Origin of the sequence: Algoriphagus aurantiacus (assembly GCF_035156405.1) — a bacterium.
GTDB lineage: Bacteria > Bacteroidota > Bacteroidia > Cytophagales > Cyclobacteriaceae > Algoriphagus > Algoriphagus aurantiacus.
The window spans coordinates 118,933-135,146 of the sequence record NZ_JAXRUT010000002.1 but is presented as its reverse complement, the minus strand read 5'-3'; the positions used below and the strand labels follow the sequence as shown (position 1 = coordinate 135,146).

The 16,214-nt window shown below is 41.5% G+C and carries 10 protein-coding genes; 5 read left to right on the top strand and 5 right to left on the bottom strand.

The genetic code is table 11. The features are described 5' to 3' along the window. Positions 1-102: 102 nt before the first annotated feature. The gene (locus tag SYJ56_RS02475; protein WP_323832048.1) at positions 103-1,569 is read left to right on the top strand and encodes an SLC13 family permease; all 1,467 of its coding nucleotides are present in this window, start codon (positions 103-105) and stop codon (positions 1,567-1,569) included. Positions 1,570-1,951: 382 nt separating this feature from the next. On the opposite strand, the gene SYJ56_RS02470 is transcribed toward SYJ56_RS02475, so the two are convergent. Next, complete coding sequence (locus SYJ56_RS02470; RefSeq protein ID WP_323832047.1) at positions 1,952-3,097, bottom strand: cysteine desulfurase family protein; 1,146 nt, start codon at positions 3,095-3,097, stop codon at positions 1,952-1,954. Positions 3,098-3,387: 290 nt separating this feature from the next. Here SYJ56_RS02470 and SYJ56_RS02465 point away from each other — a divergent pair, with 290 nt between their 5' ends. Next, positions 3,388-3,732 (top strand): hypothetical protein, encoded by a 345-nt coding sequence (locus SYJ56_RS02465; RefSeq protein WP_323832046.1) that lies wholly within the window; start codon positions 3,388-3,390, stop codon positions 3,730-3,732. Between the two features lie 235 nt (positions 3,733-3,967). Here the strand turns inward: SYJ56_RS02465 and SYJ56_RS02460 are convergent, their stop codons facing one another. Both SYJ56_RS02460 and SYJ56_RS02455 read right to left on the bottom strand, forming a co-directional pair. Further along, entirely contained in the window at positions 3,968-6,133 is a 2,166-nt protein-coding gene (locus SYJ56_RS02460) for a xanthine dehydrogenase family protein molybdopterin-binding subunit (RefSeq protein WP_323832045.1), read from the bottom strand. Between the two features lie 2 nt (positions 6,134-6,135). Next, complete coding sequence (locus SYJ56_RS02455; RefSeq protein ID WP_323832044.1) at positions 6,136-6,594, bottom strand: (2Fe-2S)-binding protein; 459 nt, start codon at positions 6,592-6,594, stop codon at positions 6,136-6,138. Between the two features lie 436 nt (positions 6,595-7,030). On the opposite strand from SYJ56_RS02455, the gene SYJ56_RS02450 reads away from it, so the two are divergent. The 3 genes from SYJ56_RS02450 (at position 7,031) to SYJ56_RS02440 (ending at position 10,132) form a co-directional block, all read left to right on the top strand. Further along, positions 7,031-8,167, top strand: coding sequence for an MBL fold metallo-hydrolase (locus SYJ56_RS02450; RefSeq protein ID WP_323832043.1), 1,137 nt, complete (start codon positions 7,031-7,033; stop codon positions 8,165-8,167). Between the two features lie 146 nt (positions 8,168-8,313). Continuing rightward, complete coding sequence (locus SYJ56_RS02445) at positions 8,314-9,462, top strand: Gfo/Idh/MocA family protein (RefSeq protein WP_323832042.1); 1,149 nt, start codon at positions 8,314-8,316, stop codon at positions 9,460-9,462. A 160-nt stretch (positions 9,463-9,622) separates the two neighbouring features. After that, positions 9,623-10,132, top strand: a complete 510-nt coding sequence (locus tag SYJ56_RS02440; RefSeq protein ID WP_323832041.1) for a DUF2911 domain-containing protein — start codon at positions 9,623-9,625, stop codon at positions 10,130-10,132. 539 nt (positions 10,133-10,671) lie between these two features. Here the strand turns inward: SYJ56_RS02440 and SYJ56_RS02435 are convergent. Together SYJ56_RS02435 and SYJ56_RS02430 are read right to left on the bottom strand one after the other, a co-directional pair. Then, positions 10,672-13,998 carry a ligand-binding sensor domain-containing protein gene (locus tag SYJ56_RS02435; protein ID WP_323832040.1) on the bottom strand — a complete coding sequence of 1,109 codons (3,327 nt, stop codon included), beginning with the start codon at positions 13,996-13,998 and terminating at the stop codon, positions 10,672-10,674. 627 nt (positions 13,999-14,625) lie between these two features. Then, positions 14,626-16,203, bottom strand: coding sequence for a M61 family metallopeptidase (locus SYJ56_RS02430; RefSeq protein ID WP_323832039.1), 1,578 nt, complete (start codon positions 16,201-16,203; stop codon positions 14,626-14,628). Positions 16,204-16,214 lie beyond the last annotated feature (11 nt).

The following is a 16,214-nucleotide window of genomic DNA, read 5'->3' as shown; positions in this document are numbered from 1 at the left end:
ATAATTTACGTTATGTTAAATAGTAAAATCAATACCCCTCCATTTCCCATTTATTTTTTAACTTAAGTCTCTGGATTCCCTTATACCCCGACCAGCAGCTTTATGAATAATCAACTTCCCCGACTGGGGCTTTTTCTTGGACCTATAGCTTTTCTGCTGATTATTTTTCTCGTAGACTCTCCAGGCCTGACTCCCGAATCCCGGGCCATGCTGGCGCTTGCTGCCTGGATGGCGATCTGGTGGATATCTGAAGCCATTCCTATTGCAGCCACGGCATTTCTCCCGCTGATATTTATGCCTATGCTCGGGATATTGCCTATTGGAGATGTGTCGAGTAATTATATGCATCCCACAGTCATGCTCTATATGGGTGGCTTCCTACTGGCCACAGGAATTGAGAAATGGAATCTACACCGCAGGATTGCACTTAACATAATAAATTTATTGGGGACTGATCTGCGTCGTATCGTTTTGGGATTTATCCTAGCGACCGGAATTCTTTCCATGTGGATCTCCAATTCAGCTACCTCACTGATGATGCTGCCAATCGGCTTGGCTGTAGTCAATCAATTCAAAGATCAACTAGGTTCTTCTAATTCAGTGATTGCGCATAGTCTGGGTAAAAATATTATGCTGGGGATTGCCTACGGGGCATCCATCGGCGGAGTGGCCACCTTGATCGGTACACCCACCAACACGATACTTGCTGCTGTTGTCTTTGATCTGTACAATTACAAAATAGGCTTCAATGAATGGATGCTTTTTGGCCTTCCATTGTCCATTTTCCTCTTGTTTTTCTGCTGGTACTACTTAGTGAGTAATGCCAATCCATTGCCCAAAAAATTCAGCCTCAGTGAGGGTAAAAGCATTATTTCCGTGCAACTTAGAGCCTTGGGTAAGATCAGTTTTGAAGAGAAAACGGTGATGATTGTGTTTGGATTGGTTTGTTTTTCTTGGATTACCAGAAGCTTTTTCCTGGAAAAATTCTTACCGGGAATAGACGATACGATTATTGTATTGACAGGTGTAGTTTTACTTTTTGTCCTCCCCTCCTCCTCTGGTTCAGAGCGGATTTTGGACTGGAAAACCGCCGAAAAAATCCCTTGGGGAGTCTTAATCCTATTTGGAGGTGGATTGGCATTAGCAGCTGGTTTTCAGAGCACTGGGCTTGCAGAGTGGATAGGTCAGAAATTCACCTTGTTGGAAGGTATCAGTTTCTTCCTGCTATTATTGATCATAGTGGCTTCCGTCAATTTCCTCACAGAGATTACTTCCAATGTAGCGACAGCATCCATGTTGCTCCCGATTCTTGCTTCTGTAGCATTTAAACTTGATTTGCATCCTTTTGGGTTGATGATTGGAGCGACCTTGGCGGCCAGTTGTGCGTTTATGCTTCCTGTGGCCACTCCGCCGAATGCCATTGTATTTGGTTCCGGCTATCTGCAGATGAAGGATATGGTGAGTGCAGGTTTTTGGCTGAATATTATATCGATATTTCTGGTGACTTTGATGGTGTACTTTGTGCTTCCGCTGATGTGGGGAATTGATTTGATGAGTAATCCGTTTTAGCACTTGGTTCACTTCGACATTCGAGATTCATCATTCGGCGTTCGTCATTGCGAGGAAAAATCAATGACCAAAGGGAATTGAGTTTGACGCGGCAATCTCTTATGAGTACTCATTACTATGAGATCGCCGCGCTTTGCTCGCGATGACGGATAACCACTGTGATGTTTGGTTTGGTTCACTTCGACATTCGATATTCATCATTCGGCGTTCGTCATTGCGAGGAAAAATCAATGACCAAAGGGAATTGTTTTTGACGCGGCAATCTCTTATGAGTGCTCATTACTATGAGATCGCCGCGCTTCGCTCGCGATGACGATTAACAACGAGCTTGTGTGCTTCAGCTTCGCAATGACGAACAGGAAGAAGACTGTCTAACCAAAGGTTATCTGTGATCCCGTAACTCCCCTACCACCTTCTTCACCCATTTTACGGCATCCATTACTTCTTGCTCTGTAGTATTCCTACCTAGACTAAACCGAATCGAAGCTCTTCCCAGATCAGCATCCAAACCCATTGCCTTTAGCACATGTGAAGGTTTAGGAGAAATACTGGTACAGGCCGACCCTGAGCTCACAGCTACTTTTTGACATACTTTGCGAAGCAACTCCTCTCCTTCCACTCCACCAAAAGAAATATTGCATACATGCGAAAGACTGTCTTGACCCCTGTTCAACTTTGTATCCGATAAAGAAAGAAGGTTGTCCTCCAGTAAATTACGGAGGTATCCTAGGCGAGTAAATTCTGCCTTCATTTCCTTCATTCTAAGTTCAGCAGCTTTCCCAAAACCTACAATTGCCGGTACATTAAGTGTTCCGCTTCGGAATCCTTTCTCATGTCCTCCTCCATGGATTTGGGCCAATGGCTTGGGCAAAGAATGATTGTGCCGGATATAAAGCGCACCGATTCCCTTCGGTCCATAGAGTTTATGAGCTGAAATAGCCATAAGATGAATTCCAGCTACAGATACGGGGATCTTTCCAGCTGCCTGTACTGCATCACTTAGGAAAATGATATTCTTCTCTTCAGCTAACGCTTTGATTTCTTCGATGGGATGAATGACTCCGGTTTCATTATTTGCCCACATCAGACAAATCATTTTTGTATAAGTAAGTAAACTTGATTTCAGCAATTCAACATCAACATTTCCTTCCGCATCCACAGGCAAATAGGTCACTTCAGCCCCATTTTCTTCTATGGATTTCATGGTATCTAGCACTGCCTTATGCTCAGTTTCACAGGTAATGTAATGCTGCCTCTCTCCTTTAAACAAATCAAAAGTGCCTTTAATGGCAAGATTTAGAGCCTCGGTAGCTCCCGAAGTGAAAATAATCTCTTTGGCTTGAGCACCTATCAAGTTGGCGATTTGCTCTCGGGCCTCCTCAACTGCATTTTCAGCCACCCAACCATAAGCGTGAGATTTACTGGCAGCATTTCCAAAATGCTCTCCAAGCCAAGGTATCATCGTTTCAATGACTTCTGGAGCGCAAGGTGTAGTGGCATTATAATCTAAATAAATGGGGTAATTCATGTTCTAAAGTAACTACTCAATAGTAATTAGACCATAGTCCAAGGTCATTAATCTTATTATTGGTAAATAAAATTATTGTTCACTGACCACTCTGTAATTAATTCTAATTTTTAAAGTCGAAGCCTGCACAAGTAAGCCGGACTAGCTGATTTGTCAGGTTGAGCGGAGTCGAAACCTTCGACATCCTCCCTGTGGGTGGCTGGAATTCTCTACAGTAAAACAGCACTCGGTATAACATGTCTCCATTATGATAAACACGTAAAGACATTTAGAATTTGTTAATTTTAAGCATGCAAGAAACCTGGATACTATCATTGCCTAAATCCGATCAATCCATTTCAGATCAAATCCAACAGGTCTTAACAGACAATCAGAAGGAATTGGGAATTTACCTTTCTTACTATTTCAAAAAAGATGGAGCACTTGCGGAGAAAGTAGATTTAGGGTCAACGATCAACTTTAATGATCAAAGTTCAGGGAATTTCGAATTGGAATTTGATCTAGTACACTTTAATGCCTGTCTTGCTATCCACGAGCAAAAGCGTGATCATATAAAAATCACATTTGAGATTGAAGACAACAAGCTGAACCTCAAAGGCCCCTATTGGCCGGAAAGAGGGATGGATGAGATTTAATAAAGTATCAAGTAGCTAGTAGCAAGATGATAGAGACTAGAACCAAGAGTCAAGAATTTACTGGCTGGAATTAACATTGAAATGGCCTCGGAGAGCTCGTCCACTTGATTTTATGATTGTACCGCATAAATACTAAAGACCCTTCCCGAATTTCCGGAAAGGGTCATGGTTCTTAAATCTTGATTCTCTTATCTGTTGTCTAGTGTCTTGATACAAAAAGACTAGATACTTAAAATCACACTCTCCTTATCCCTAGATTAAGATCAGTAAATTCCATCTGCTCAATAAAAGGCTGACTTCTTAATCTCCTTTCGGTTGCACTGAAGATAGCATTTGCGATAGCTCCTCCTGTAGGAGGAAGACACGGCTCGCCAAGACCTGTAGGATCATAGCCGCTATCCACGTAATAAGTATCTACAGCAGGAACTTCTTTCATCCGTATCAGGCGGTATTTGTCAAAGTTGGTCTGGGTTGGTAAACCTGCTTCGAAAGTGAGGTTTCCATACATCGCATGTCCCATTCCATCTACCACACCACCACGAACCTGATGATCGGCTCCAGTTGGATTTACTACCATTCCACAGTCAGTGATCACATGGATTTTCTTTAACGTAGGACTTCCGTTTTCCATCTCAATATCAGCTACTTGAGCTACGTATGTTCTATGAGAGAAATAAACTGAAAAGCCTTGCTTTACATTTGGATTTTTACCCCAATTGGATTTCTCGGCTGCCATTTTGGTCACACCGATCATACGATCTACATTGTATTGAAGCTCGCCTCCCACAGGATTTGCTTTAGCTTTTTCCATTAATTCCAGCCTAAATTCAACTGGATCTTTTTTGGCAGCCAAAGCCACTTCATCCAAAAATGACTGCTCGGCATAAGCCAGAAAATTTGTGATAGGTGCACGCCATGCATTGGTGGTTATCGATGAATTGTAATTCACATTTTCTATCAGCAGGTTATCTACTGCACCAGCTGGGAAGTTATTCTCCCTAGTGCTGTTTCCGGCATTCATCCCTACGCCCCGAAGTTTGTATCCGGTCATATTGCCATCGGCATCCAAAGCAGCTTCAAATCTATAGCGTACAGCAGGTCGATAAGCTCCACCAGTCAGATCATCTTCCCTACTCCAGGTCAATTTCACCGGTGCATTCATCAGTTTGGAAACATGAACTGCTTCAGCCACATAATCTGCGCGAAGCCTACGACCAAAACCTCCGCCTAACCGAGTGATTTCAACCGTTATTTTTTCGGGAGCAATTCCCGTCAATTCTGCAGCCATCTTTCTGGCACTTTCAGGAGTCTGTGTTGGCCCCACTAATTCCACAGAATCCTCTTTGACATGGGCAAAGAAGTTCATAGGCTCCATAGGAGAATGTGAAAGAAAAGGACATTGGTATTCAGCAGTCACTACTTGTGCTGCATTTTTAAATGCTGTATTCACATTGCCATCTTCCCGCTTTACTTCTGCTTTCCCATTGGCTAATAAGTCTTTGAAAATCTGATCGTGATCTGCCGAACTTTCAACTGTTCCATCAGCTTCATATTCAACTTTGAGAAGTTTCTTGGCTTTCATTAATGGCCAGGTGGAAGTTCCCACCACGGCTACACTATTTTCAAAAGTGATTACATCTTTTACTCCAGCGACATTTCTGGCTTCAGAATCATCTATGGATTTGATTTTCATTCCAAACGGGGCTCGCTGAATCATTGCATGCAGCATCCCTTCACGATAAAAGTCCAATCCAAAAAGTGGCTCTCCTGTGAATAAAGCGGCATTATCCACATTCTTCACTGGTGTGCCGATGATCTTAAAGTCCTTCTTGTCCTTCAAGGTAACCTCTTCAGGGGCAGTTAAGAGGGCTGCATCGTTGGCAACTTCACCATATCCGATTTTCTTACCACTTGCCATATGGTAAATTACACCTTCAGATGTACTCAATTCATCAGCTGAAACCTCCCATTTCTTTGCCGCTGCAGCTACCAAAAGGTATTTTGCCGTAGCCCCGGCTTTGCGAAGCCGCTCCCAAGAATGAGGCATGGCTCCAGAGCCTCCAGTAAGCTGACGCTCAAATTTATCAGTGTCTAGATTCGCTTGTAATACACGAACTCTACTCCAATCCGCATCCAGTTCTTCGGCTACGACCATTGGAAATGAAGTCTTGATATTTTGTCCCAACTCAGGGTTCGGTGAATAAATCACAACATCACCACTTGGTGCAATACTTAGAAAAGCGTTGAAATTCTTGGCATTTGCCAAAACCTCTTCAGTACTCAGTACTTCCATTTTTGGAGAGTCGCAGCTCATCCAATTGAAGCCAATAAATAAGCCTCCTGCCGTAGTTCCGGCGATCTTCAGGAAGTCTCTTCGGTTAGTTTTTGTTAGTGTTGCCATGATTATTTGGAGTTTGCAGCCATCGCAACGGCTTCTCTGATCTTATGATAAGTACCACATCTACAAAGATTTTTGTTCATAGCTTCGTCTATTTCATCCATTGATGGAGCAGGATTTTTTTTGAGAAATGCTGAAGCATTCATAATCTGACCAGCTTGGCAATAGCCACATTGGGCTACGTCCACTTCTGCCCAGGCTTTTTGCACTGGATGATCACCGTCTTCCGAAAGTCCTTCTATGGTGGTGATCTCATCGCCGGTCAAACTTGACGCTGGGGTGACGCAGGAGAACATTGCTTCTCCATTTTTGTGAACAGTGCAGGCACCACATTGAGCGATGCCACAAGAATATTTTGTTCCGACTAATCCAAGATGGTCCCGAAGAACCCAAAGTAACGGGGTATCTTCTTCTACATCAACTGAATGAGCCTTTCCGTTGATTTTGAGATTTATAAGTGCCATAGGTTATTATTTAAGTTTATCCGATTAAGTTAAAGAAAATCAGATGAGTAGAGAAACCGACTGTATAAAATTCAGATAGCTGCATGTCAATTTGAATTCATTCTAAAAAAATCGCAAATGCTAAGTCTTAATCTCCCGCAATGGCGCAGAGGCGCAATTTTTAAGTTATTTATATGCAATCAAAGCCTTTTTAGCTGTCTCTGGCTACAATAGGAACGATGCAAAAACAACCTCTAGAGAAAACCATCACTATTTCAAAAAGAATAACATCTGTGATCTCCGTGCTACCCTCTGTGTTCTCAGTGGTTAAAATAAAATATAAAAAATGGCTTGACATGCACCTTTTAATCTGTTTTGGAGTTAAAGCCTGTAGTTTATTTCCCCGCTTTTAAGGCTCTGTATGCTTAAGTTTTTATTCAAAACATTTAAATATCTAATGATCACTATCATTTCAATCATACTTCTCACAGCTATCATTGCTACTCTCTTTGTAAATCTTAGTCCTCAATTTGGTGCAAACCCATCTAAAGAAAAGCTCCTTCAGTATGAGAAACTGGACTATTTCGAAGATGGAAAATTCAGTAATCTCATGCCTACCAATATGGATATGGATTTTGCGAAAGCAGTCAAAATGCTTCCCGAATTTTTTAAAAATGACCCTACAAGAAGACCTGATTTTAAGTTGCCAATAGCACAAAGGGATTCTTTGGAGTTGGTGAATAAAGATCATCCTACTCGGTTGGTTTGGTTTGGGCACTCTACATTTCTACTTCAAATTGAAGGTAAGACTATTCTTATCGATCCCATGTTCGGAGAAGTACCTGCTCCAAATCCGCTGTTGGGGAAAAAACGCTACAGCGAGGAACTACCGATTGAGATAGAAAAACTTCCTCAGATCGACATGATAATTATGTCACATGATCACTACGATCATCTGGATTATGGATCTATTCAGAAATTGAAGGAGAAAACGAAGGCTTTTTACATGCCTCTGGGGATGGGAGCGCATTTCGAAGATTGGGGAGTGGATTCTTCCAAAATCCATGAACTAGGCTGGTGGGATGAGATCGAGGCTGATGGTTTACTCTTGGCTTTGACTCCTGCCCGACATTTTTCCGGACGTGGCTTAAACAATCGCTTCTCCACGCTTTGGGGTTCTTGGGTGATCCAAGGAAAGAGCGACAACATCTTCTTCAGTGGAGATAGTGGCTATGGCCCACACTTTAAGCAGATCGGTGAGAAATATGGCCCATTCAACTTTGCTATGATGGAATGTGGGCAATACAATGAACGCTGGACAGATATTCATATGGTGCCTGAAGAAACGGCACAGGCAGCAAAAGATATCAATGCAAAAGTTTTTATGCCTATACACTGGGCAGCTTTTACACTTGCCATGCACTCCTGGACTGACCCGGTAGAAAGAGTGATGGCAAAAGCTAAAGAAATAGATCAGCCTATTTATGTCCCTAAGATCGGAGAATTCATTGAGTTGGATAAAAATCTTGTGACAGAGCGTAAATGGTGGCTAGAGCCAGTATTGCCATCTAATCAAATGATTTCCAAACAGTAAAAATCAAAACTTCAGGCATTATTACCGCCTTTTCCTTTTCCGAAGATGGATTGTATTGAATTCAACTTTTATAAATGGGAATGTTTTGAGGCATTTTTCCTAATTTGAGGTTTTAAAAATTAATTTAAAACAACCTAAAAAAACCTATGGCTCAGACTATCAAAGCTGCTATCGTGGGAACCGGATTTATCGGCCCAGCACATTTAGAAGCACTTAGAAGAATCCCTAACATCGAGGTTACCGGCCTTGTAGAAGTAAATCAGGAAGTAGCAGATGCCAAAGCCAAAGAGCTTGGAATCCCGAATGCCTACACTTTTGAAAATATGCTGAAGGATGACAGCATCGATGTAGTACACATTTGTACGCCTAACTTCCTACATTTTCCACAGGCAAAAGCTTGTTTATTGTCAGGCAAACATGTGGTATGTGAAAAGCCACTTTCAATTTCTGTAGAGGAAGCTGAAGAACTTGTTTCATTGGCCAAAGAAACCGGATTGATCAATGCCGTTCACTTCAATCTTCGTTACTATCCTATGGTTCGCCAGATGAAAGTGATGCGTGAAAAAGGTGAATTGGGTGACGTTTATTCTGTAATGGGTTCTTACCTGCAGGATTGGCTAATCCACAAGACCGACTACAGCTGGAGATTGGATCCTAAGCAATCAGGAGGATCAAGAGTAGTAGCGGATATTGGTTCTCACCTGTTGGATATGACTGAATATGTGACTGGACTGAAAGTCACTGCTGTAATGGCTGATTTCTCTATAGTTCATCCTACCCGTCTGAAACCATTGAAAGCAGTTGAATCTTTCTCCGGCAAAAAACTTGACCCGTCGGATTACGAAGAATATAAAGTAACATCTGAAGATTATGCTACTATTATGCTTCGCTTCGATAATGGCCGTACAGGTTCTATCGTAGTGAGCCAAGTGAACGCAGGGCGTAAAAATCGTCTGAACATCGAGATCTCGGGTTCAAAAGCCAATTTCGAATTCAACGCTGAGAAGCCAAACGAACTTTGGATAGGAAAGAGAGACAGTGCCAATTCAATATTAATGAAAGACCCTGCTTTGGTAGATGAGGGAGCACGCTCTTTGGTAAGCTTTCCAGGAGGCCACCAAGAAGGTTTCCCGGATACGTCCAAGCAGCTTTTCAAAGAAGTGTATGCAGCGATTAGAGAAGGTAAGCAGCCTGAGTCTCCTACTTTCCCAACTTTTGCCGACGGCTTGAGAGAGCTCATCATCGGGGATGCAATTGTAGAAAGTAATACGAACGAAGCTTGGGTGAAAATCTAGTAGGGAAGCTTGATGTCCGGTGACCGATGTAGCTTTTCCCAATGTGTTATACCTTGCTTTGCCCTGGCAATCACAAAACATCGGACATTATTCTTCCTTAAAAAGACTTTCTGTTTTGATAAAAAGTAGTATTTTGATGTCAAATCTAAAACCAATGACAATGAACATTAAAAAGAGCTTTTTAGCCTTTGCCCTACTCGCTTTTGTAGGCTTTGCTGCTAATGCACAAGAGAAAGCTAGCCCAGCCAAAACCGCAGAAGGAATGGTAGGCGATGCCAAAATCACAATCAATTACAGTAGTCCGGCAGTGAAAGGGCGTATGATCTGGGGTGACCTGGTTCCATTTGATGAAGTATGGAGAGCAGGAGCCAATGAGGCAACTACCTTTACTACTACTAAGGATATCACAGTTCAGGGACAAAAACTTCCTGCGGGTACTTACGGTTTCTTCATTATTCCTAGCGAAACAGGACAGTCTACATTCATTTTCAACAAAGTTTCCAAGCAATGGGGAGCTTTTGACTATGATTCAGCTGAAGACGTATTACGAGTGGATGTTCCTTCTGGGGAAAACTCAACGCTTGAAGAGCGGTTGGTATACGAAGTTAAGCCAGACAGCTTTGAAGTAAGATGGGAATACGGAAAAGCTTCAGCTAAGCTAGGTTCGTAAGAATGTCAATCTAATTGAATTTGAAACCACGGGATATATCTCGTGGTTTTTTTATGTAAGTCTATTTTTAACCAAGAAGACCACGGAGGGATACACGGAGAACACAGTTTAGTGATATCCCACATTTATTTTTCTGTTCCTCGTTGTCCTGCTTCTCCAGAAGCTGGAGGATTTAACTTGCTCTTCTATCCCCGTTTTTGAAGTCCTAATTTTATTTACTACTGAGAGGACGAAGTGGTAAGTCTAAATTAGTGGAATGTGATTTTCACCTAGCATCGCCGCCGTTCGTGTCACACGAATGGCTTTTCGGTTGATTGTTATCCTGCTTCTCCAGAAGCTGGAGGATTTAACTTGCTCTTCTATCCCCGTTTTTGAAGTCCTAATTCTATTTACCACTCAGAGGACGAAATGGTAAGTCTAAATTCGTGGAATGTGATTTTCATCTAGCATCGTCCCCGTTCGTGTCACACGAATGGCTTTGCCGTTGATTTTTATCCTGCATCTTCCAGAAGCTGGATTTAATTTTCACTTCTATCCGACTACACTGCTACTTCAGCATGTTCGTAACTCATAAGGGAAAAGTTGAACGTACTGCCATTACCGGAGCTGCTTTCGGCCCAAATTTCACCTCTGTGCTTTTGGATAATCTCCTGACAGAGTACCAATCCTAATCCGGTTCCCATCTCTCCCATAGTGCCTGATTGTTGTTCGCCTGATCTTGAAAACAGCTTGCTGATCACAGTTTCATCCATTCCTTTTCCATGGTCTCGCACAGAAGTGATGATATTTCCTGATTTTACTTGAACTATGATTTCGATTCTGGAATTTTGATTGGAAAACTTGATGGCATTGGATATCAAGTTTCTCAGGACAGTCAAAATCATATTCTGATCAGCGTGGATAAACGCATTTTCTGAACATGACTGTTCAAGCCTGATGTTTTTATAATTAGCCTGGGAAGAAACCATCCCTACTGCAGTCTCCACCAATTTACTCATATGGATCACTTTGGGTTTTACCTCAAATAACTTCGTATCCTTGATTGCCCATTGTAAAAGATTTTCCAAGAGATTATGGGTGTTTCGAGAAACATTCAACAGCAATTGGATATTTCCCAAGTGCTCTGAATTCTTGGTGTTTTCAAATTCTTCCTCTAAAAGTTCCATATACCCAATAATTGAGAAAAAGGGATTTCTCAGATCATGGCCAATAATAGAGAGAAGCTTATCCTTTTCATTGATATGTTTTTTCAATTCACCGTTGGCGTGTTTGAGCATGGTCGTCCGCTCTTCCACTGTATTTTCAAGCTGTCTGTTTCGGTCATGGATGCTACGTACTCTCAGTTTATATGCAAGGATTAAAAGACCTATAGCCAAGAGAGTTGAGAGAGTGACAAACCAAGTTGTCTTCCAAAATGGAGGTGTAACGATCAGAACTAAGGACGTACCAGCTTCATTCCATAGTCCATCACTGTTGGCAGCTTTGACCCGGAATATGTATGTGCCAGGATTGAGATTGGTGTAAGTGGCATTTCGCTGCAAGCCCACGTAATTCCATTCTTTTTCAAATCCCTCCAAAATATAAGCGTATTGGTTTCGATCTGGGTGGGTGTAATTCAGGGCTATAAAATCAAATGTGAGTACATTTTCCCTATGGGAAAGTGTAAGCGTGTCCGTAGCTCCTATATGCTTTTGCAAAGGCGAATCGGATGCTTTGAAATCCACAGGTTGGTTAAATAATTTAAAACCCGTCAGGTAAACCTGTGGAGCATATGGATTGGAATTTAGATGATCGGGATGGAACAGGTTAAATCCATTCATTCCCCCAAAAAGCAATTCTCCTTTCCGCGTCTTGAGCACGGAATACCGTGAAAATTCATTTCCCTGCAATCCGTCATGTTTTTCAAAATTGGTAAAGACTTGATTGACCGGATCAAATTTGGATATCCCCTTGATGGTACCAATCCATAAAAAACCTCTATCATCCTCAACTATGGAATTGATTTCATTTACGGGTAATCCATCTTTTTGAGTGTAGGTGATGAAATTGTCCCCTTCCGTCATATAACGGGAGAGCCCCCTATCCGTTGCAATCCAGATATTTTGATTCTTGTCTTCTACGATCTGCCGGATGGAGTTGCTGGGAATGCTGGTGGAATCCAACTTAGAGGGCTGATAGACTTTGAATTTGACTTGGTCCTTGTCTTTTGCTAGGATCACGTTCAACCCAGAAAGAGTTCCCACCCAGAGATTGTTTTGGCTGTCCTCGAATATCCGAAGCGGAAAATTGGAAGAAAGAGAGTTAGGGTCATTTTTATTGTTTTTATAAACTTTCAGCTCTGCTGTCTTTTGATTATAGCGATACAATCCTTCCTCCAGGGCAACTATCCAGATATAATTTTCGTCAAAATGCATATCAAATACATGCTTAATGGGATAGGTGTCATTTTTAATCCATTCATTGAAGCTGGTAAATATGCCTTTCTCCTCGTCCAGTAAAATATTTAAGCCTCCAGCCCAAGTTCCTACCCAAAGATTCCCATCCTGATCTTCGTTCAAGCTTATCACCGCATCCGAACCTAAAGATTTTGGTTTTTTTGGATCATGTTTAAATGCTTTGAATGTGCCCTTTGCCCGATCAAAGTGATTCAGACCACCACCATCCGTCGCTACCCAAATATTCCCGTTTTCAGTTTCCAAAAAATCCCGGATGATATCATTATTCAGGCTTTCCGCATTTAATGGGTTTTTGAAATAATGGGCGAATTTGGAAGCGTATGGATCTGACAGGTTTATTCCCGATTGGGCAGTGCCGATCCAGTACCTGTCCTGATTGTCCTGAAAAATATTCCAAATTGAATTGTGGGTGAGGCTATTTGGGTCTTTTGGATTATGGAGGTAGCGGTAAAAGGTATCCTTCTCCTTATTGTATAGATGCAGTCCACCATTTTCATGACAGGACCAAAGATTGCCTTTCGGGTCTACGAATAGTTTATAAATGGTATTGTTGAAGAGGCTATTAGGATTTCCCGCTTCATTGAGATAGCGGACAAAACTAACCTTTCCCTGATCTACGACCATCCTGTTGAGCCCTTCACTTCTGGCTCCTGCCCAAAGATTTCCTTCAAGGTCTAAGGTGACAGCTTTTAGATTATTCGAACTGATCGATCGTGGATTGGTGGTGTCATGCTGATAATATTCCGTCCGCCCGCTTGAAGTACTCAGCTTGATTAGCCCGCTATTCAAAGTCGCAAGCCATAAAATATCACCTTCACCGGCAACCATGGAATTTATGGTCATAACTTCATCGACCTTGTAGGGCAGAAATTGCTGTTGCTTTCGATCAAAGAATAATAATCCTGAAGCTAGGTTGCTCACCCAAATTGTACCCTTATTATCTTCGAGAATGGTGTTGACCAAATTGCTTTCTCCCCCTTGTACAAGAATAGCAGAGGAGAGTTTAAATCTGGTGAAATCATCCGTTTCTCTATTATAACGTGCCACTCCATTACCAGTACCAACCCATAATTGACTTTGGCTGTCCTCGTAGATAGATCCTATATAGTTGTCATTGATGGTGCTGGAGTCAGCACTACTGGAATAGACTTTGAAGTCCAATCCATCGTATTGATGAAGTCCACTGTAGGTTCCAATCCACATGTAACCGTGACTATCCTGGAAGATTGCCGAGACTCGGTTGTTGAGGAGTCCTTCGGAGATTCGTTGGAATTTGAGATCAGGCTTTCCTTCTGTACTTTGACTTAGTACATTGGTCACAGATAGTGATAATACTACCAAAACGCATAATATCGAGAAGCACAGTTTGTTCATTTTGGGTACGAAATGAATAATCTTGAAAAACTCCATTTTCAAGTAGGTTTTGGGTATTTATGGTAGATTGTGAGGGTGATCTCTAAAGGGAAATACAAGCAGAATTTCCCTTAACAATCCAGTTATATTAGCGAATGTATAGTATATATATTTTGTAACCAAGAGTTTAGACTTGACAGATAATTCGAAAAAGCGGATTCAAAATCACTAGATTTTCTCCAAAAAGTTCAATATGCAATTTCTACCTAACCTTGTCTTCCGGAGATTTTATCAGGATCAACTAAAAGGCTATAACGGAAAACATTTTTATATATATATCTGAAAATAAAGATTCCTCCTAAGGAATTTTGGTCAAACTGGTAAATAAGAAATTTCAAGATTTTATTGAATTTTTGGATGTAAAAAAAAATGAAAATATTTCAAAAAAATTCTCTTACACCGCTAAGTTTTGTAAATGAATGGGTTATCTATGAGTGAATGGTGATTTAAAATGGATAGAATTAGATAGCACCGCAGAAGAGCGAAGGTGAGAAAATGAAGGATTGCTAAAGATAGCTATGCTGCTTCTCCAGAAGCTGCGTTTCCCTCCATAAATTAACCCGCTATACTGCTTCTCCACAAGCAGCATATTCCTACATCAATTATTAGCTCTTCCAGCCTATTCTACTCCTGGTCCCCTAGCCAAGAATTGAGTATGGTTTCTTGAAGAAGGGTCGTATTGTAAAGTTTTTTTAACTGAAAGACTTTCTTCTCAGCAGTGCCGCTATCTTCTATCAATTCCAAACCACCATAACCCAAGTATTTTTGGTAATCCAGTTCTTTGGTGGTGTGAACGTATTCAAAAATTTCCGACAAAGGCACTCCTGCTATGTTTTCACAGGCTTGCTGGAATTCTGCATCGGTAAATCCACGCTGCTTCTTTTTGTAGTATTCCCAGTACATGAATTGCATCACATGATCCAATGTCTTTTCATTCTGCGAGGCATTGCGAATGGCAAAATCCAGCAGCAATCCCACAATTGGACCTTTCTGGTAATAGGAAATCGTTTTGCCTTCATTTCCTCCAAAAGGACCATCATTCCAGGTATTGTAGCTGGATTGAACTAAGGATTGGTACGATCTACCTGGGTTGTTTTGGACAGTGTTGATGTGTTGTTCAAAATTCCTTAAAAATACTTCTTCTGAATCCACTCCCGCTCTTTTCACTATCAAATACTCAAAATACACCGACAATCCTTCGCTGATCCATAACTGACTTGTCTTACTTCCATTCTGATAGTCAAACGGTCCCAACTCTACCGGTCTAATGCGTTTGGCATTGTAATGATGAAAGTACTCATGAGCCAAAAAACTCATCATCCGGGACATCCCATCCGGAGTAGCCAGCTGACTGCCATCGAAGCTCACTGTTGTATTGTTTAAATGCTCTATCCCTCCCCTTCCCGGACCGATTCCTATAAATGTGTATTCAGAAAAAGGGATATCGCCTATCACATCCACTGCCGAAGAAATCACAGCCTCTAGATTTTTCATAAAACTCTTTTCGTCAAAAGAACCCATTTTATAACCTATAAATCGGTGAGGAATGCCTTTCACATGAAAAGCCGGCAATTCCTTCAAATTTCCAATGAGAATGGGAGAATCAAACAACACATCAAAATCAGAAGCTGCATACACATGCGCTGCTCCATCTATCAATTCCAATCCAGTGGCAATATCCTTCCAGTTAGAGTTTTTGAGGATTTTCACCGTCACAGGCGTATTGATATAATCCTGTGCGTAAAGGAAAGAATTGGTAGGAATAAGATAGGCATGGGCTTCATCCACGTAACTGTTTGCCACAAACTGTTTGGAGGTTTGAATATCATAAGACAGCGAGAACGACTGATTCTTCACTCCTATCACTTGCCAGGTATAGGGGTTGATTTGTTCCAAATTCATCTCTTCACCAGCGTCATTCTTTGCAGTCATACCCGAGAGGTCATTGTAATAATTCATAAACTGATAATAGCCGGGCATCCAGTTGGGCAGCTGCAACTGAATAGTATCCATATCCCAACCGCTGGTATTCAATTCTACATGATAGCTATGCGTCTCAGGATGAGTAATTGAAACAGAATAAGCAAAGGTAGGTTGATCAGTTTGAGCCTGAGTGACTGAATAGCAAAGAACAACAAGAGCAAAAGCAAACAGATATTTACCGCAATTACAGGGATATTCTAAATTCAAAAACTTGAGCATAAGATTGAGGG